Origin of the sequence: Burkholderia stabilis (assembly GCF_001742165.1) — a bacterium.
In the GTDB taxonomy this organism is placed as follows: domain Bacteria; phylum Pseudomonadota; class Gammaproteobacteria; order Burkholderiales; family Burkholderiaceae; genus Burkholderia; species Burkholderia stabilis.
In genome coordinates this window covers 3,403,060-3,420,966 of record NZ_CP016442.1, presented here as the reverse complement: position 1 = coordinate 3,420,966, position 17,907 = coordinate 3,403,060, and the positions used below count along the sequence as shown (strand labels likewise).

General features: G+C 70.4%; 14 protein-coding genes and 1 pseudogene. 5 read left to right on the top strand and 10 right to left on the bottom strand.

Annotated elements, in window-relative coordinates; translation table 11 throughout:
• Positions 1-4 precede the first annotated feature (4 nt).
• A complete protein-coding gene (gene mdlC / locus BBJ41_RS15890) occupies positions 5-1,612 on the bottom strand; it encodes a benzoylformate decarboxylase (protein ID WP_069747197.1) in 1,608 nt (535 codons plus the stop codon).
• A gap of 99 nt (positions 1,613-1,711) precedes the next feature.
• Here mdlC and BBJ41_RS15885 point away from each other — a divergent pair, with 99 nt between their 5' ends.
• The 4 genes from BBJ41_RS15885 to BBJ41_RS15870 all read left to right on the top strand — a co-directional run bounded on the left by BBJ41_RS15885 (position 1,712) and on the right by BBJ41_RS15870 (position 6,926).
• Positions 1,712-2,623 carry a LysR family transcriptional regulator gene (locus tag BBJ41_RS15885; protein ID WP_069747196.1) on the top strand — a complete coding sequence of 304 codons (912 nt, stop codon included), beginning with the start codon at positions 1,712-1,714 and terminating at the stop codon, positions 2,621-2,623.
• Between the two features lie 243 nt (positions 2,624-2,866).
• Positions 2,867-4,261: a D-arabinitol 4-dehydrogenase gene (gene dalD, locus BBJ41_RS15880; protein WP_069747195.1), complete on the top strand. Its 1,395-nt coding sequence runs from the start codon at positions 2,867-2,869 to the stop codon at positions 4,259-4,261.
• Positions 4,262-4,365: 104 nt separating this feature from the next.
• The gene (xylB, locus tag BBJ41_RS15875; protein ID WP_069747194.1) at positions 4,366-5,847 is read left to right on the top strand and encodes a xylulokinase; all 1,482 of its coding nucleotides are present in this window, start codon (positions 4,366-4,368) and stop codon (positions 5,845-5,847) included.
• 122 nt (positions 5,848-5,969) lie between these two features.
• Complete coding sequence (locus tag BBJ41_RS15870; protein WP_069747193.1) at positions 5,970-6,926, top strand: sugar-binding transcriptional regulator; 957 nt, start codon at positions 5,970-5,972, stop codon at positions 6,924-6,926.
• A gap of 16 nt (positions 6,927-6,942) precedes the next feature.
• Here the strand turns inward: BBJ41_RS15870 and BBJ41_RS15865 are convergent.
• Both BBJ41_RS15865 and BBJ41_RS15860 read right to left on the bottom strand, forming a co-directional pair.
• Positions 6,943-8,153 (bottom strand): annotated as a pseudogene (locus tag BBJ41_RS15865) (MFS transporter).
• On the bottom strand, positions 8,150-9,346 hold the full coding sequence (locus BBJ41_RS15860; protein WP_069747192.1) for a serine hydrolase domain-containing protein: 1,197 nt from the start codon (positions 9,344-9,346) through the stop codon (positions 8,150-8,152). Before BBJ41_RS15860 ends, BBJ41_RS15865 begins: the two are co-directional and overlap by 4 nt.
• A 113-nt stretch (positions 9,347-9,459) precedes the next feature.
• Between BBJ41_RS15860 and BBJ41_RS15855 the strand changes: the two genes are divergently transcribed.
• Positions 9,460-10,344 carry a LysR family transcriptional regulator gene (locus BBJ41_RS15855; protein WP_069747191.1) on the top strand — a complete coding sequence of 295 codons (885 nt, stop codon included), beginning with the start codon at positions 9,460-9,462 and terminating at the stop codon, positions 10,342-10,344.
• 13 nt (positions 10,345-10,357) lie between these two features.
• Here BBJ41_RS15855 and BBJ41_RS15850 read toward each other — a convergent pair whose 3' ends face one another.
• From BBJ41_RS15850 to BBJ41_RS15820, 7 genes are all read right to left on the bottom strand, one after another.
• The gene (locus BBJ41_RS15850) at positions 10,358-11,467 is read right to left on the bottom strand and encodes an ABC transporter ATP-binding protein (RefSeq protein WP_069747190.1); all 1,110 of its coding nucleotides are present in this window, start codon (positions 11,465-11,467) and stop codon (positions 10,358-10,360) included.
• Between the two features lie 54 nt (positions 11,468-11,521).
• Positions 11,522-12,220 carry an HAD family hydrolase gene (locus BBJ41_RS15845; protein WP_069747189.1) on the bottom strand — a complete coding sequence of 233 codons (699 nt, stop codon included), beginning with the start codon at positions 12,218-12,220 and terminating at the stop codon, positions 11,522-11,524.
• On the bottom strand, positions 12,217-13,068 hold the full coding sequence (locus tag BBJ41_RS15840) for a carbohydrate ABC transporter permease (RefSeq protein WP_048245223.1): 852 nt from the start codon (positions 13,066-13,068) through the stop codon (positions 12,217-12,219). Before BBJ41_RS15840 ends, BBJ41_RS15845 begins: the two co-directional genes overlap by 4 nt.
• Positions 13,065-14,012 carry a carbohydrate ABC transporter permease gene (locus BBJ41_RS15835; protein ID WP_069747188.1) on the bottom strand — a complete coding sequence of 316 codons (948 nt, stop codon included), beginning with the start codon at positions 14,010-14,012 and terminating at the stop codon, positions 13,065-13,067. Before BBJ41_RS15835 ends, BBJ41_RS15840 begins: the two co-directional genes overlap by 4 nt.
• Positions 14,013-14,112: 100 nt before the next feature.
• Complete coding sequence (locus BBJ41_RS15830) at positions 14,113-15,438, bottom strand: ABC transporter substrate-binding protein (RefSeq protein ID WP_069747187.1); 1,326 nt, start codon at positions 15,436-15,438, stop codon at positions 14,113-14,115.
• A gap of 68 nt (positions 15,439-15,506) precedes the next feature.
• On the bottom strand, positions 15,507-16,868 hold the full coding sequence (locus BBJ41_RS15825) for a D-tagatose-bisphosphate aldolase, class II, non-catalytic subunit (RefSeq protein ID WP_069747186.1): 1,362 nt from the start codon (positions 16,866-16,868) through the stop codon (positions 15,507-15,509).
• Positions 16,856-17,815 (bottom strand): sugar kinase, encoded by a 960-nt coding sequence (locus BBJ41_RS15820; protein ID WP_069747185.1) that lies wholly within the window; start codon positions 17,813-17,815, stop codon positions 16,856-16,858. Before BBJ41_RS15820 ends, BBJ41_RS15825 begins: the two co-directional genes overlap by 13 nt.
• Positions 17,816-17,907 lie beyond the last annotated feature (92 nt).

The following is a 17,907-nucleotide window of genomic DNA, read 5'->3' as shown; positions in this document are numbered from 1 at the left end:
CGCGTCAGGCAATCTCGACTTCGACGACGACCGGCGTCGCGGCACGCAGCGCGTCGGCCAGCGTCTCGCGCAGGCACGCCGCATCCGCGACGCGCACGCCGCGGCAGCCCATCCCCTGCGCAAGCGCGACGAAATCCAGGTCGGGCAGATCGGTGCCCTGCACGGGGTCGTCGGGACCGAAGCCGAACACGGGCGCGAAATCCTGTAACGCGGCGTAGCGCCGGTTGTTCAGGATCACGAACGTGATCGGCAGCTTCAGTTGCGCGGCACTCCACAATGCCTGGATCGAATACAGGCTCGACCCGTCGCCGATCAAGCCGATCACGCGCCGGCCCGGCTGCGCGAGCGCGACCCCGACCGCGGCCGGCATCCCGTAGCCGAGCCCGCCGCTGTCCATCGTGTAGAACGTGCCGCTGCGCGTGAACGGCAGGTGTTCCTGCATCACGGGCCGCGCGCTCGGGGCTTCCTCGACGACGATGTCGTGCGCGTCGCGCACGTCGGCGAGCGTCTGCAGCGCGAACGCGGCCGACATGCGCTCGCCGGCGGCCGGCGCATCGATGCGCGCGCGCGGCGGACGCGGCGCGGGCATCGGCCGCTCGGGTGGCGCCGGGCGCGCCAGCAGATCGTGCGCCGCGAGCCGCAGGTTGCCGACGACCGCGTCGCCCGCCGGCGTCCACGCGGCGACGCCCGGATCGTCGACGAGCTGCACGAGCGCGGCGCCGGGCGGCACGTGCGGGCCGAAGCCCTCGATGTGATACGTGAACGCGGGCGCGCCGAATGCGAACACGAGGTCGTGCCCGTCGAGCCGCGCGACGATCTTCTCGCGGATCGCGGGCAGGAAGCCGGCGAACAGCGGATGATCCTCGGGGAAGCTGCAGCGCCCCGACATCGGCGCGACGTACACGCGCGCACGATGCCGTTCGGCGAGCCGCACGACGTCGTCCCATGCACCCGCGCGATCAACGGCCGCGCCGACCACGAACGCGGGACGCCGCGCGGCGTCGAGCGCGTCGCCAAGCCGCGCGAGCGCGTCGGGATCGGGCCGCACGACGCTGCTGACCTCGCGCCGCGGCAACAGCTCGGCCGGCTGATCCCAGTCGTCGACCGGGATCGACACGAACACGGGGCCGCGCGGCTCCTGCATCGCGATGCGATAGGCGCGCGCGATCGCGGCGGGCACGTCCTGCGCGCGCGCGGGCTCGATGCTCCATTTCACGTACGGCTTCGGCAGCTCGGCGGCCTGCGCCGCGCCGAGGAACGGATCGAACGGCAGGATCGCGCGCGCCTGCTGGCCCGCGGTGACGATCATCGGCGTGCGGTTCTTGAACGCGGTGAACAGATTGCCCATCGCGTTGCCGACGCCCGCCGCCGAATGCAGGTTGACGACCGCCGCATTGCCCGTGGCCTGCGCATGGCCGTCGGCCATCCCGACCACGACGGCCTCGTGCAGGCCGAGCACGTAGCGGAAATCAGCGGGGAAATCGCGAAACATCGGCAGCTCGGTCGAGCCGGGATTGCCGAACACGCGGTCGATGCCGAACTGGCGAAACAGGTCGATGACCGCATCGCGAACGGTGACCGGTGCGGCGGATGGGGGCGGATGGCCGGACATGCTCGGGTGTCTCCTCGATGACTGGGCGGTTTCCACAGTATCGAAGTGCAAGCCATTCTCGGATACTGTATTTTTTGCGAAAAGCCATTACGTTTCGACATGACTTTCGATCTCCGACAATTGCGCGCCTTCACGACGATCGTCGCGTGCGGCAGCCTCGGCCGCGCGGCCGATGCGCTGCATGTGACGCAGCCGGCGCTGAGCCGGATCCTGAAGCGGCTCGAGGACCAGGTCGGCGCGCCGCTGTTCGAGCGCCATTCGAAGGGTGTGCAGCTCACCGCGTTCGGCGAGGCGCTGCTGCCGCACGCGACGTTGCTGCAGCACGAGGCCGAGCATGCGCGCGAAGAGCTCGACGCGATGCGCGGCTTCGCGAAGGGCACGATCAAGGTCGGCACGGTGGGCAGCATCGCGAGCCTCGTGCTGCCGGTCGCGGTCGGCCGCGTGCTCGATCGCTGGCCGAACCTGCGCGTCGAGATCCTCGAAGGCGTGTGGGACCGGCTCGCCGACGGGCTGAACAAGCACGAGATCGATCTCGCGCTGTCCGCGCACGCGCCCGACACCGACGAAATCGTCGCGATTCCCGAATGCCGCTGGGAAGACCGCAGCCACATCGTCGCGGCGCCGAACCATCCGCTGCGCGCGCTCGGCCGCGCGCCGACGCTCGCCGATACGCTGCACGCGCGCTGGGCGATCCCGCCGCGCGGCACCGCGCCGTTCGACCACATGCGCGCGACCTTCGACGCGCACGGGCTCGCGCTGCCCGACATCGCGGTCGAGACGCGCTCGGTCACGACGCTGAAGAGCCTCGTCGCGCATGCCGGCTTCCTGAGCTGGATGGCCGAGCCGATGTACGGCGCCGAGCAGCGCGCCGGCACGATCGACACGCTGCCGGTGCGCGAAGTCGTCGCGGTGCGCACGCTCACCGCGTTCCGGCGTCGTCACGGCATCCTGCCGGGGCCGGCCGGCAAGCTGCTCGACGAACTCGTCGCGCTCACACGCGAATGGCGCTGACGGCGCTTCCCCGCCGGCCGCCCGTTCCCGCCCGTTCCCGCCCGTTCCCGCCCGTTCCCGCCCGTTCCCGCTCGTTCCCGCTCGTTCCCGCTCGTTCCCGCTCGTCCCGCGCACCGCCGCAGCGCACCATCGAAATGCCGTTTCCCCGCCTTGACTTTCGCTCGCCCGAATACGATCATTCGCTCACACAAAGAGCAAATGATCGAATCCTCAGGAAAGACTGGCACGAACAGGAGACACCGGATGAGCGAATCGCCCACCGCCCGCGCACCCGTGCTGCTGCACATCGGCGCGGGCTCGTTTCACCGCGCGCACCAGGCGTGGTATCTGCATCGCGTGAACGCGGCCGTGCCGGCCGGCGAACGCTGGTCGCTGACCGTCGGCAACATCCGCGACGACATGCGCACGACGATGGACGCGCTCGCCGCGCAGCACGGCGCATACACGCTCGAAACCGTCACGCCGCAAGGCGAACGCGCGTACGAGACGATCCGCGCGATCACCCGCGTGCTGCCGTGGTCGATCGACCTCGCCGCGCTGATCGACGCCGGCGCCGACCCGGCCTGCCGGATCGTGTCGTTCACCGTCACCGAAGGCGGCTACTACCTCGACGAACACAACCGGCTCGACGTCGCGAACGCCGATCTCGCGGCCGACCTGCAGGGCGCGCGTACGACGCTGTACGGCGCGCTCGCGGCACTGCTCGCCGAACGCGTGAAGCGCGGCGCGGGCCCGCTCACGCTGCAGAGCTGCGACAACCTGCGCAACAACGGCGCGCGCTTTCGCGCAGGGATGCGCGAATTTCTCGAACGGCGCGGCGCGGCCGACCTGCTCGCGTGGTTCGACGCGCACGTCGCCACGCCGAGCGCAATGGTCGACCGCATCACGCCGCGCCCGACCGCCGACGTGCGCGAGCGCGTGCTGGCGGCGACCGGCATCGACGACGCCTGCCCGGTGATGGGCGAATCGTTCATCCAGTGGGTGATCGAGGACCGCTTCGCGGCCGGCCGGCCGCGCTGGGAGCTGGCCGGCGCGGAACTCGTCGACGACGTGCACCCGTACGAAGAAGCGAAGATCCGCATCCTCAACGCGACGCACAGCTGCATCGCGTGGGCCGGCACGCTCGCCGGGTACACGTATATCCACGAAGGCACGCACGACGCGGCGATCCGCCGTTTCGCGCACGACTACGTGACGCAGGACGTGATCCCGTGCCTCACGCCGAGCCCGCTCGACCTCGCGCGCTACCGCGACGTCGTGCTCGAGCGCTTCGGCAACCCGTACGTGCTCGATACGAACCAGCGCGTCGCGGCCGACGGCTTCTCGAAGATCCCCGGCTTCATCGCGCCGACGCTCGCCGAATCGTTCGCGCGCGGCGCGGCGCCGGTCGCCACCGCCGTGCTGCCCGCGCTGTTCCTGCGCTTTCTCGAACGCTGGGCGCGCGGCACGCTGCCGTACGCGTACCAGGACGGCGTGATGGACGACAGCGCCGCGCGCGCGATCGTCGACGCCGACGACCCCGTCGTCGCGCTGTGCGCGAGCCGCCCGCTGTGGGGCTCGCTCGCCGGCAACGCGGCGCTGTTCGAGGCGCTGCGCGCCGGGCTGGCACGCGTCGACGCATGGCTCGCGCAGCGCTGACGCGCGAGCGCCGGCGCCCGGCCGCGCGGCCGGGCGAACCTGCTTGGCACAGGGCGTGCAGCACGGCTAAAGTAGCGGCTCCTCTCTGACGGAACGGATCGCTCATGTATCTCGGCATCGACCTCGGCACCTCGGAAGTGAAGGTGCTGCTGCTCGCCCCGGACGGCGCGGTCGTCGGCACCGCCGGCTCGCCGTTCACCGTGTCGCGGCCGCATCCGCGCTGGGCCGAACAGCATCCCGAAGACTGGTGGCAAGGCACGCTCGCCGCGCTCGCGGCGCTGCGCGCGCGGCATCCGCGTGAATTCGCGCAGGTGCGCGGCATCGGCCTGTCCGGCCAGATGCACGGCGCCGTGCTGCTCGGCCGCGACGACCGCGTGCTGCGCCCCGCGATCCTGTGGAACGACATGCGCAGCGCCGACGAATGCGCGCTGCTCACCGAGCGCGCGCCCGATCTCCACGCGCTCGCCGGCAATCTCGCGATGCCGGGCTTCACTGCACCGAAACTGCTGTGGGCCGCGAAGCACGAACCCGACGTATTCGCGGCGACCGCGTGCGTGCTGATGCCGAAGGACTACCTGCGGTTCCGAATGACCGGTGCGAAGGTGTCCGACCCGTCGGACGCGGCCGGCACGCTGTGGCTCGACGTCGCGCGCCGCGACTGGTCCGACGCGCTGCTCGCCGCGTGCGGCATGACGCGCGAGCAGATGCCGCGCATCGTCGAGGGCAATGCGCCGTCCGGCACGCTGCGCGCGGACGTCGCACGCGAACTCGGTCTGTCGGAAGCCGTCGTGGTGGCCGGCGGCGGCGGCGACAACGCGACCAGCGCGCTCGGCATCGGTGCGATCCACGCGGGCGACGGCTTCGTGTCGCTCGGCACGTCGGGCGTGCTGAGCGTGGTCGGCGACCGCTTCATGCCGAATCCCGCATCGGCCGTGCATGCGTTCTGCCATGCGATTCCCGATCGCTGGCAACTGATGAGCGTCGTGCTGTCCGCCGCGAGCTGCCTGCGCTGGGTCTGCAAGCTGACGGGCACCGACGAGCCCGCGCTGCTCGCCGAAGTCGAGGCGCTCGACGCCGACGCGCTCGCCACTGCCCCGCTGTTCCTGCCTTACCTGTCCGGCGAACGCACGCCACACAACGATCCGTACGCACAGGGCGTGTTCTTCGGGATGACGCATGCCACCGACCGCGCGCATCTCGGCTACGCGGCGCTCGAAGGCGTGACGCTCGGCCTCGCCGACGGCCTCGACGCGCTACATGCGGCCGGCGTCGAAACCGACCAGCTTTCGCTGATCGGCGGCGGCGCGCGCAGCGCGTTCTGGGCGCAACTGATCGCCGATGCGCTGAACGTGCGCACGCGCCAGATCGGCGGCGGCGAAACGGGGGCGGCGCTCGGCGCGGCCCGGCTCGGCTGGCTGGCCGTCGGCGGCGATCCGCACGCGGTGCTGACCAAGCCGCCGGTGCGCGCCGAATACGCACCGGACGCGGCCCGCCACGCGCGGCTGCGCGAACGCCTCGACGCGTTCCGCACGCTGTACCGCCACGTGCGGCCGCTGTACGAACCGTCGCGCACACGGCTCGCCTGAGCGCCGTCGCCGCGCGCGCACCGGCCAACGGCCGCGCGCACGACATGCGTTACAGTGGATGCCGTCGTGCGGCCCGCCGGCCGGTCCGCGGGCGGCCCCCAGCTCCGAACCGAATCGCTATCGTGTCCAAGTCCTCAGAAAAACTCGATCTCGCCACGCGCGCCGCGTGGCTCTACTACGTCGCGGGCGACACGCAGAACGAAATCGCCGAAAAGCTGCAGGTGTCGCGCCCCGTCGCGCAGCGCCTCGTCGCGTTCGCGGTCGAAAAGAACCTGATCCGCGTGCGCGTCGACCATCAGCTCGCCGACTGTCTCGATCTCGGCGCGCAGCTGTCGAAACGCTACGGCCTGGCGATGTGCGAAGTCGTGCCCGTCGATGCCGACGCGCCCGACGCGATCGACCGCAAGCTCGCGGTCGCCGGCGCGCAGGTGATGGAGCGCTACCTGGGCGAGACGCGGCCGATGGTGATCGCCGTCAGCAGCGGCCGGACGCTGAAGGCCGCCGTCGCGCAGATCGCGCAGATCGACCGCCCGCAGCACCGGCTCGTGTCGATGGTCGGCGCGATCGCGGCCGACGGCTCGTCGAACCGCTACGACGTCGCGCAATACATCTCCGAGAAAACCGGCAGCAAGCACTTCCTGCTGCCCGCGCCGCTGTTCGCCGACAGCGGCGCCGAGCGCGCGCAGTGGTGCAACCACCGGCTGTACCGGATCGTCGAGGCGCTGTCGGGCAAGGCCGATGTCGCGTTCGTCGGAATCGGCAACATCGGCCCGCACTGCCCGCTCTACGAAGACGGCTTCATCACCGAACAGGAGCGCGACGAGATGACCGCGCTCGGCGCAGTGGCCGAATTGCTCGGCATGCCGATCGACGCGCAGGGCAAGCTGATCGACGTGTCGACCGGCCCGCGCGTGACGAGCGTGTCGCTCGCCACGCCGCCGAAACGCCCGACGATCGCCTTCGCCGGCGGCCCGAAGAAACGCGACGCGGTGATCGCCGCGCTGCGCGGCGGCTGGGTGTCGGGGCTCGTCACCGACGAAACCTGCGCGCGCGCCGCGCTCGACGCGAAGGCGGACTGACACCGCAACCGCGCGCTCAGGCCGCACGCGGCGCCGGAAACGCATGCCGGCGCGCGCGCCACGCGCCGACCCACGCGGCCGCCAGCAGCACGACCAGCACCCACGGAATCGCGCTGGCGCCCGTCGCGCCGAGCAGCATCCCGCCCGCGATGCCGCCGCCCGCGATCGCGAGGTTCCACACCGTCACGAGCATCGACTGCGCGACGTCGGCCGACTCCCCCGCCGCGTTCGCGGTGGCCGTCTGGAACAGCGTCGGCGCGCCGCCGAACGCGAGCCCCCACAGCACGACGCCCGCATAGACGATCGTCATCCCGGAGCCTGCGCCGAGCAGCGCCGCCGCGAGCGCGAACAGCGCGATGCTGGCGAGCGTCAGGCGCCGTTGCGCGGCGCCGATCCACGCACCCGTCAGCGCGATGCCGACCAGCGACGCCACGCCGAACACGAACAGCACCACATCGACCTGCGTGCCCATCCTCACGCCCGCGAGGAACGGCGCGACGTACGTGTACAGCATGTTGTGCGCGAGCACGTACGCGAACATCACGGTCAGTACCGGCCGCACGCCGGGCAGCGTCATCACGCCGAGCACCGGTTCGCGCGTGCCGGCCTGCTGCCCCGGGTAATCGGGCACGCGCAAGCGAATCCAGCCGATCAGCGCGAGCGCCGCCAGCGTGATCAGCGCGAATGCGACGCGCCAGCCGAGCGCCGCGCCCAGCGCGGTGCCGGCCGGAATGCCGATCGACATCGCGACCGGCGCGCCGAGCATTGCGACCGCGATCGCGCGCCCGCGCAGCGATGCGCCGACCATCCGGCTCGCGTAGCCGGCCAGCAGCGCCCACAACAGCCCGGCCGACATGCCGGCGACGAAACGCGCGGCGAGCGTGAGCGCGTAGTACGGCGAGACGGCCGTCAGCGCATTCGACACGACGAAACCGGCCAGCGCCGCGAGCAGCAGCCGGCGCCGGCGCATCGCACGCGTCGCGGCCACGAGCGGGATCGCCGCGACGATCGAGCCGAGCGCATAGACGGTCACGAGCTGGCCGATCAGCGCCTCGGTCACGTGCAGGTCGGCGCTCATCAGCGGCAGCAGGCCGGCCGGCAACGCCTCGGTGAGAATCGTGATGAAGGCGGCCGTCGCGAGCGCGAGCAGGTTCGCGACCGGCAAGCGCCACGCGCGTGCCCGGCCTGGACGGCAACGTCGTCGTCGATCGATGTGCAGTCGCTCATGCCGCGCTCCCGGCATCGACGCCATAGACCGCATCGCGCACGTCGGTCACGATGCGCCCGTGCATGCCCTCGTACAACGTGTTGGTCAGCGCAACGACCGTGAGGCCGGCGGCGCGATCGACGAACCACGCATGTCCGTACGCGCCGCCCCAGCGCCACGTGCCGACCGACTCCGGCGACTGCGCGGCCGCCGGATCGTGCAGCACCGAAAACCCGAGCCCGAAACCGAAACCCGGCGCGTCCTGCAGTGCGTGCGCGCCCGGCTGGATGCGCGCCATCTCGTCGATCCACGTGCGTTCGAGCCAGCCGTCGCGGCCCGTGCGCAGCGCGTCGAGCAGCGTCACGCAATCGCGCGCACTGCCGACCATGCCCGCGCCACCCGACGGCCACGCATCGCGGTCGAACACGCGCGCCGGTTCGAAACGGATGCCGACCGTGCCGTCGAACACCGGCACGAGATCGGTGTCCGCCATCCGGCGCGGCACGCCCGGCGTGCTCACGTAGGGCGTCGCCAATCGCGCGGCGTCGTGCGCGACGAACGCGGTGTCGGTCATTCCGAGCGGCGTCGTGACGAGCGCGGCCACCGCCTCGGCGAGCGGCCGGCCGTCGACCGCCTCGACCAGCGCGCCGACCACGTCCATCGCAAGCGAATAGTCCCAGGCCGTGCCGGGCGCGAACTTCAGCGGCACGCTGGCGATGCGCCGCACGTTCTCCGCGAGCGAAATGCCCGCGCGATCCATCCCGTCGGATACGCCGGCTCGCGCATACGGGCCGTCGGCGTCGGCTTCGAGGAAGCGATAGCCGAGCCCGGCCGTATGCGACAGCAGATGACGCAACGTGATATCGGCCGGCGCGCCGTCGGGCAGCGCGGGCCGGAACGCGGGCAGCCAGCGCGCGACCGGCTCGTCGAGCGCGATGCGCCCCGCCGCGACCAGCCGCATCGCGGCGGCCGCGACGATCGGCTTCGTGACCGACGCGAGCCGGAACAGCGTGTCCTCCCGCATCGGCGTGCCGGCCTCGCGATCGGCTAGCCCGGCGGCGCGCGCATAACGCAGCTCGCCATCGCGCGCGACCAGCACGACCGCGCCGACCATGCGCGCATCGGCGAGCGCGCGCTCGAGCGTGCCGTCGAGCCGGCGGCGCAGCGCGGCGTCCGGTTCGGCGCGGAAAGCGGTGACAGGCAGGGATGACATGGGGCGACCTCGAACAGTGAAGGAACGCCCATCGTAAGGAGCCGGCGAAAGAAGAAAAACCGGGTTAGAGTTCCGGACACTCCGGACGCACGCGTCCGCAATCGGGAGCTCGCATGGAAAATCTGGGCGGTTTCGTCGTGTTCGTTCAGGTCGCCGAAACGCGCAGCTTCGTCGCGGCCGGCCGCGCGCTCGGGCTGTCGGCGTCGGCGATCGGCAAGCGCATCGCGCGGCTCGAGGCGCGCCTGAACGTGCGGCTCTTTCACCGCAGCACGCGCAGCATCACGCTGACGGCGGAAGGCACGCGCTTTCTCGAACGATGCCGGCGCGTGATCGCCGAGATCGATGCGGCCGAGCAGGAACTGACGCACAGCGCCGAAGCGCCGCGCGGACGCCTGCGCGTGAGCCTGCCGATGGTCGGCACGCTCTTGCTGCCCGTGCTCGCCGATTTCATGGCCGCGTATCCGGAGATCGAACTCGATATCGATTTCAACGACCGGCTCGTCGACGTCGTCGACGAAGGTTTCGACGCGGTGCTGCGTACCGGCCGGCCGTCGGATTCACGGCTGTCATCGCGGCTGCTCGGCCATTTCCGCCAGCACCTCGTCGCGTCGCCCGACTATCTCGACCGGCACGGCACACCGCGCACACCGGCCGACCTCGCGCTGCACCGCTGCCTGCACTACCGCTTCCCGAGCAGCGGCAAGCTCGAAACCTGGCCGCTGCGCGTGCCGCGCTCGGGCACGTCGCCCGAGGTGCCGGTATCAATGGTCAGCAACAACGCGGAGGCGCGCCTGTGCTTCGTGTTGCGCGGGCTCGGCATCGCGTGCCTGCCGGAGTTTTTCGTGCACGACGCGCTCGACGGCGGCGCGCTGCGCACGGTGCTCGACGAACACATCGAGAGCCGCACGCCGATTTCCGTGCTGTGGCCGTCAGGCCGGCATCCGACGCCGAAGCTGCGCGCGTTCGTCGATTACATGGCCGATCACCTGCGCCTGTAACCGGCGCCGGCCGTCACGCGGCCTTCGCGTGCGCGCTCAGCCGGCGCAACGCCTGGCCGTGCTCGTCGAACAGGTGGCAATGTCCGGCCTCCGCGCTCACGTGCAGCGCCTCGCCGGTGCGATAGGTATCGAGCGGCGGAATCCGCGCGATCAGCCCGTCAGGCGCTGCGGCCGACTCCGCATACAGATACGCGGAATCGCCGAGCGATTCGACGGCCATGGTCCGCGCGGCGACGCCCGTCTCCGCGGCACCCACCTTCAGATGCTCGGGCCGCACGCCGACCGTCACCGCCGCGCCGCGCTGCAGCCCCGCCGCGTCCACCGCGACGCGCTGCGTCTCGCCGCTGTCGAAGCGCACCTGCACGCCGAGCGCGTCGACCGATTCGACCGTGCCCTTCAGGAAGTTCATCTTCGGCGAGCCGATGAAGCCCGCGACGAACTGGTTCGCCGGTGCGTGGTAAAGCGCGTTCGGCGTGCCGACCTGCTGCACCGCGCCGCCCGACAGCACGACGATCTTGTCCGCGAGCGTCATCGCCTCGACCTGGTCGTGCGTCACGTAGATCATCGTCGTCTTCAGCTCGTCGTGCAGCCGCGCGAACTCCAGCCGCATCTTCACGCGCAGCGCGGCGTCGAGATTCGACAACGGCTCGTCGAACAGGAACACCTTCGGCTTGCGCGTGATCGCGCGGCCGATCGCGACGCGCTGCCGCTGGCCGCCCGACAACTGCTTCGGCTTGCGGTCGAGCAGGTGGTCGATGTGCAGGATCTTCGCGGCGTTCTTCACCGCCTGGTCGATCTCGGGCTTCTTCGCGCCCGCGAGCTTCAGGCCGAACGCCATGTTGTCGTACAGCGTCATGTGCGGGTACAGCGCATACGACTGGAACACCATCGCGATGCCGCGCTTCGCGCTCGGCACGTCGTTGACCTTCGCGCCGTCGATCAGCAGGTCGCCGCTGGAAATATCCTCGAGGCCCGCGATCATCCGCATCAGCGTGGATTTGCCGCAGCCGCTCGGGCCGACGAACACGACGAATTCGCCGTCGGCGATGTCGAGGTTCACGTTGCGCAGCACTTCCGTTTCGTCGTAGCGCTTCGCGATGTTGCGCAGGAGCACGCTTGCCATGATCTGTCTCCGTTCGTTCGTGATGCGCCGCCTTCGGGCGGCGCGCAATCGTTGCTAGTTCGGCAGCACCGCGCCCGTCGCCTGCCAGCGCGCGACGTAACCGGGCAACTCGTGCATGTCGTCGAATACGTGACGCGCGCCGATCCCGCGCAGCGCGTCGATCTGCGCGGCCGACGCATGCCCGCCGCCGACGAAGCCGAGCACGGTCATGCCGGCCGCGGCTGCGGCGGTGATGCCGGTCACGCTGTCCTCGACCACGAGGCAGTGCGCGGGCGCGACGCCGAGCGTGCGCGCGGCCGCGAGATAGACGTCGGGCGCCGGCTTCGGCCGCGCGACCGAATCCGCGCAGAACAGCCGGTCGCCGAAGAAGCGCGCGAGGCCCGTGCGCGCGAGCGCGGCTTCGACGTACGCGCGATAGCTGTTGCTCGCGCAGGCTGTCGTCAGCTGGATCGCGTCGAGCGCCGCGTCGATGCCTTCGACCATCGGCGCGTTCACGGCCGCCGCCTCGACCGCGCGGCGGATCGCGTCGACGTCGCCGGCCGACAGCGTGCGGCCAACCGCCTCGCCTGCACCGGCCAGCACGCGCTCGATGCGCAACCCGAGCAGCGGCATCACGGCCGGCCGCACATCGACGCCCGGCCAGCGCGCGTCGAGCTCGCGCACGATCACGTCGGCAGCGACGGCTTCGCTGTCGATCAGCACGCCGTCGCAATCGCAAATCAACGCACTTCCGCCTTCGCCGGCCGCGCTCATTTGACCGCCCCGAACGTGAGCCCGCGCACGAGCTGCTTCTGCGACAGCCAGCCGACGATCAGGATCGGCGCGACCGCGAGCAACGAAGCGGCGGACAGCTTCGCCCAGAACAATCCTTCGGGGCTCGAGTACGACGCGATGAACACGGTGAGCGGCGCGGCATTCGAGCTCGACAGGTTGATGCTCCAGAACGCCTCGTTCCACGACAGGATCACGAGCAGCAGCGCGGTGGACGCGAGCCCCGGCAGCGCCATCGGCATCAGCAGGTAGACGATCTCCTGCCACGTCGACGCGCCGTCGATGCGGCCGGCTTCGAGGATGTCCTTCGGGATCTCGTTGAAGTACGTGAAGGTCATCCACACCGCGATCGGCAGGTTGATCAGCGTGTAGACGATCACGAGGCCCGACACGGTGTCGAGCAGCCCCGCGTTCTTCCACAGCAGGTAGATCGGCACGAGCACGCCGACCGACGGCATCATCTTCGTCGACAGCATCCACAGCAGCACCTTCTGCGTGCGGTGGTTCGGGAAGAACGCCATCGCGTACGCGGCCGGCACCGCGAACAGCAGCGAGATCACCGTGACGCCCGCCGAGATCAGCACCGAATTCCATGCGAACGCGAAGTAGTTGCTGCGCGCGAATACCTCGCGGAAACTGTCGAGCGTCGGCATGAAGAACAGCGTCGATGCGTACGCCTGCTGCTCGGTCTTGAACGCGGTGATCGCCATCCAGAAGATCGGGAAGAACAGCAAGAGCGCGATCAGCCACGCGAGCGTGCCGGGCAGCGCACGCCGCACGAGGTCGAACACGGCCGGCACGCGCCGGCCTTCGAAGGTCAGGTCGCTCATTTTTCGTACTCTCCCTTCAGGTTGCGCGCGAGCATCCGCACGAGGAAGAACGACACGACGTTCGCGACCACGACGGCGATGATGCCGCCCGCGGAGGCGAGGCCGACGTCGAACTGCTGCAGGCCGAGCGCGTAGATCAGGTACGACAGGTTGGTCGTCGCGTCGCCGGGGCCGCCGCCGGTCGTCGTGTAGATCTCCGCGAAGATCGACAGCAGGAAAATCGTCTCCATCATCAAGACCACGGCGATCGCGCGCTTCAGGTGCGGCAGCGTGATGTAGAAGAACATCGCGATCGGGCCGGCGCCGTCGATGCGCGCCGCTTCCTTCTGTTCCTGGTCGAGCGACTGGATCGCGGTGAACAGGATCAGGAACGCGAACGGCAGCCACTGCCACGCGACGATGATGATCACGGCCGTGAGCGGGTAATCGGCGAACCAGTCGATCGGCGTCATCCCGAGCGCGCGCATCGCGTTCGCGACGAGCCCGTACACCGGGTGCAGGATCATGTTCTTCCAGATCAGCGCAGACACCGTCGGCATCACGAAGAACGGCGCGATCGCGAGCAGGCGTGCGATGCCCTGCCCGTAGAACTTGCGGTCGAACAGCACGGCCATCAGCACGCCGCCGACCACGGTGATCGCGAGCACCGCGCCGATCAGCACGAGCGTGTGCCAGATCGCGGGCAGGAACGACGGATCGGTCGCGAGGAAGCGGTAGTTGTCGAGCCCCGCGAAACCCTTCACGTCGGGGTTCAGCAGGTTGTAGCGCGAGAACGAATACCAGATCGTCATCGCGAGCGGAATCGACATCCACAGCAGCAGCACCGCGACGGACGGCGACACGAGCCAGCTCGCGCCGCCGCGCGCACGGCGCGGCGCGCCCGGCGGCGACGACGCGTCGCCGACCGACGGCGCATGACTCAGGGGAAGACGCAGGTGACGCATGATCGGAGTCCCTCCGGTTGATGCGCGGGCGCGAACGGCCGCCCGCCTTTCAGCTTCGACGACACGCACCGTGCACGGCCTGCGCACGGTGCGTGGCGCGTCACTTCTTGTAGCCGGCCTGTCGCACCGCGCGATCGGCGGCAGCCTGCCCGGCGGCGAGCGCCTGGTCGACCGTCATCTGGCCCGCGACCGCACCCGCGATCGACTGGCCGACCACCGTGCCGAACGACTGGAACTCGGGAATCCCGACGTACTGCACGCCCGTGTACGGCACCTTCTTCAGCGACGGATCGTTCGGGTCGGCCGTCTCGATCGCCTTCAGCACGAAGTCCGAGAACGGCGCGGCGGCCTTGTACTCGGAGCGCTGATAGGTCGACGTGCGCGTGCCCGGCGGCACCGATGCCCAGCCCTCGTCCTTGCCGACCATCTCGATGTACTGCTTCGACGTCGCCCACGCGATGAACTTGCGCGCGGCGTCCTGCTGCTTCGACGTCTTCGGCACGGCCAGCGCCCATGCCCACAGCCAGTGCGAGCCCTTCGGCGTGGCGGCGACCGGCGCGGCCGCGAAGCCGATCTTGTCGGCCACCTGCGACTGTTGTTTGTTATAGAGCATGCCGGCCGCGACCGTCGCGTCGATCCACATCGCGCACTTGCCCGACGCGGTCAGCGTCAGGTTCTCGTTGAAGCCGTTCGAGCTCGCTCCCGGCGGGCCGTCCTTCTTCAGCAGGTTCACGTAGAACGTGATCGCCTTCTTCCATTCGGGCGACGTGAGCTGCGCGTTCCAGTTCTCGTCGAACCAACGCCCGCCGAACGTGTTCACGACCGTCGATACATACGCCATGTTCTCGCCCCAGCCGGCCTTGCCGCGCAGGCAGATCCCGTAGGTGCCCTTCGCCTTGTCGGTGAGCTTGTCCGCGAACTCGGCGATCTGGTCGTAGGTCGGCTGGTCGGGCATCTTCAGCCCCTTCGCCGCGAACAGGTCCTTGCGGTAGAACGTCATCGAGCTTTCGACGTAGAACGGCAGCGCGTAGAGCTGGCCGTTGTACGACAGGCTGTCGCGCGCGGTCTTCACGATGTCGTTCAGGTCGTAATCGGCGGGCAGGCCCGTGATAGGCGCGAGCCAGCCGCGCTTGCCCCACTGCGGCGTCTCGTAGGTGCCGATCGCCATCACGTCGAACTGGCCGCTGCCGGTCGTGATGTCGGTCGTCGCGCGCTGACGCAGCACGTTTTCCTCGAGGATCACCCAGTTCAGCTTGATGTCGGGATTCGCCTTCTCGAACGCCGGCGACAGCTTCTTCAGCTCGATCATGTCGGGGTTGTTCAGCGTCGCGATCGTCAGCGTGCCGGCGGACGCGGCGCACGCGGCCGTCGCGAGCGCGGCCCCGGCGAAGCAGCGTGCGGCGGCGTCGAGCATCTTTCGTTGCATGGCATGTCTCCTGTGATTGTTCGAAGTGTCGTCGGTATTGCGTGTTGCGTCTTTTCCTTCGCGGCCCGTCATGCCGGCCGCTGCATGCCGCACGCGCGCGCATAGTGCGCGATCACGTCGCGTATCCGGTGGCGCACCCACGCGCGCGGTTCTTTCGCGAGGCCGCCCGCGCGGCATGCCGCGTAGACGTCCGGCAGCCACTGCGCGACGAGCGTCTCGGGCACCGGCTGTCGCGCGAGATTGCCGAACAACTGCTCGACCGCGGCCGCAACCGCCGGCTGCAGCCAGTAATAACGAATGCGGTCGCTGTAACTGAACTGGCGCGCGAGCCGCTGCTCGGTTTCGTCGCCGCGGTAGTACGGCGCCCAGTGCTCGGGCTGCGCGCGCATCGCGGCATCGACCACGTCGCGCAAGCGCGAGCGCTGCGCGGCGTCGTCGATCAGCGCATCCTCGATGAACGTCAATGCAAACAGCGCCTCGCGCAGCGCGAACGTCAGCGCGGGGCCGACCTTCAACACCGCGAAGTGGTCGCGCACGAGCGCGGCGAGCGCGCCTTCGGTCTGGTAATCGGTCGAATGCGCCTCGAACACGAGGCGCGGTGCATGCAGGATACTCGCGCCGAGTGACGCCGCCTTCGCGCTGTCGTAGTCGAGCACGTGGCGATCGTCGAAGTCGACGCCCGGCTGCGCGACGATCGCGACGACGCGCGTCCACGCGTCGTCGAGTCCGGCCGCCGCGAAGGCGCGGCGGTGCGCATCGAGCGTCGCCGCGATGCTGTCGCTGCGCGTGACCGCGATGTGCGCGATCGCGCCGCCTTGCGCATCGTGCGCGTTGCCGCTCACTTCGCCGCCCGGCGTCGGCACCTCGGTGCCGATCACGTAGACGGGCGCGACGCCGGCGCGCGATGCCGCGTCTTCCGCCGCCCGGCACAGCTCGGCCGCGCGCGCGGCGATCGTACGATCGTCGAGCCGCGCCGGATCGTCCGCGCACGCCATGCTCGCATCGAGGTGGATCTTTTCGAAACCGGCGTCGACGTACGCGGCGACCATCGCGCAGGCCTCGCGCATCGCGTCGGCCGCGCGGCGATGCCGCCACGGGTTCGGGCCGAGATGATCGCCGCCGAGCACGAGCGCCGACGGCGGGAGCCCGCAGCGCTCGGCGATCGCGTCGACGTCGCGGCGGAAATCGGCGGGCGTCATGCCCGTGTAGCCGCCGAGGTGGTTCACCTGGTTGCAGGTCGCCTCGATCAGGAGCGGCGAGCCGTCCGCGCGCGCGGCTTCGCACGCGGCCTCCAGCACGAGCCGGTGCGCGCTGCAGATCGAATAGATGCCGCGCTGCGCGTCCGCGCGGTTCGCATCGAAGATCATCCGCAGCACGGCTTGCGCGTGCGCGGGGCGGGTGCGTTCGGCAACGCTCGTCAGGCCGGACATGCGACACCTCGTTCGGTCAGGAAGCGGTCGATCTCGGCCGCGCTGCTGTTGCCTTCCATCGGGCCGCGCCGCGTGACCGCGATCGCGCCGGCCGCGTTCGCGCGGCGCAGCGCCACGTCGATCGGCACGCCCGCGACGAGGCTCGCGACCAGCGTGCCGCCGAAGCAGTCGCCGGCGCCGGTCGGGTCGACTTCGTCCACCGCGTAAGCACTCGCTTCGACGCGGCTCGCGCGGTCGAACGCGACGCTGCCTGCGGCGCCGCGCTTCAGCACGACGCGTTCGAGCAGCGGATGCGTCGCGAGCAGGCCCGCGATCGCGCGCTCGGCCGGCTGCGGCCCGCAGAAGAACGGCAGGTCGGCCTCGCTCGGCAGGAACAGGTGGCACGCGGCGAGCATCGCGTCGAGCGCCGCGCGCATCGGGCGAAAGCTCAGCATTTCGGCGCGCACGTTCGGGTCGAACGACACTTTCGCGCCGGCCCGCGCGGCCTCGATCACGCCGCGCTGCACGGCCGCGATCGCCGATTCGCTCGTCAGCGACGAGCCCATCACGTGGAAGTAGCGGCAGCCGTCGAACATCGCGGTATCGACGTCGGATGCGTCGACGCATGCGGCCGCACTGGTGGAAAGACTGAAGACGAAGCTGCGCGAGCCGTCGTCGCGATACGCGACGAACGCGGTGCCGGTCGGGCGTGCCGCGATGCGGCGGACGCGTGCGACGTCGACGCCGTCGCGTTCGAGCCGCGCGACGATCGCATCGCCGAACGCATCTCGGCCGACGCAGCCCGCATAGGCGACGCGCGCACCGAGCCGGGCGGCCTGATCGGCGAAGATCGCGGGCGCACCGCTCGGGAACGGTCCCGCGAACAGGCCCGGTGTATCGAAACCCTGGCCGCGCTCGGCGGCGACGAATTCGGCGAGCAGTTCGCCGGCGACGACGATCGCGGCCATCAGGCGCGCCCTCCTCGTTCGGCGGCAGCCCAGGCGCGCGGCGATGCCCCCTCGTCGAGGGCCGGCCGGCAGGTTGCGGGTGCGAGCGGCGC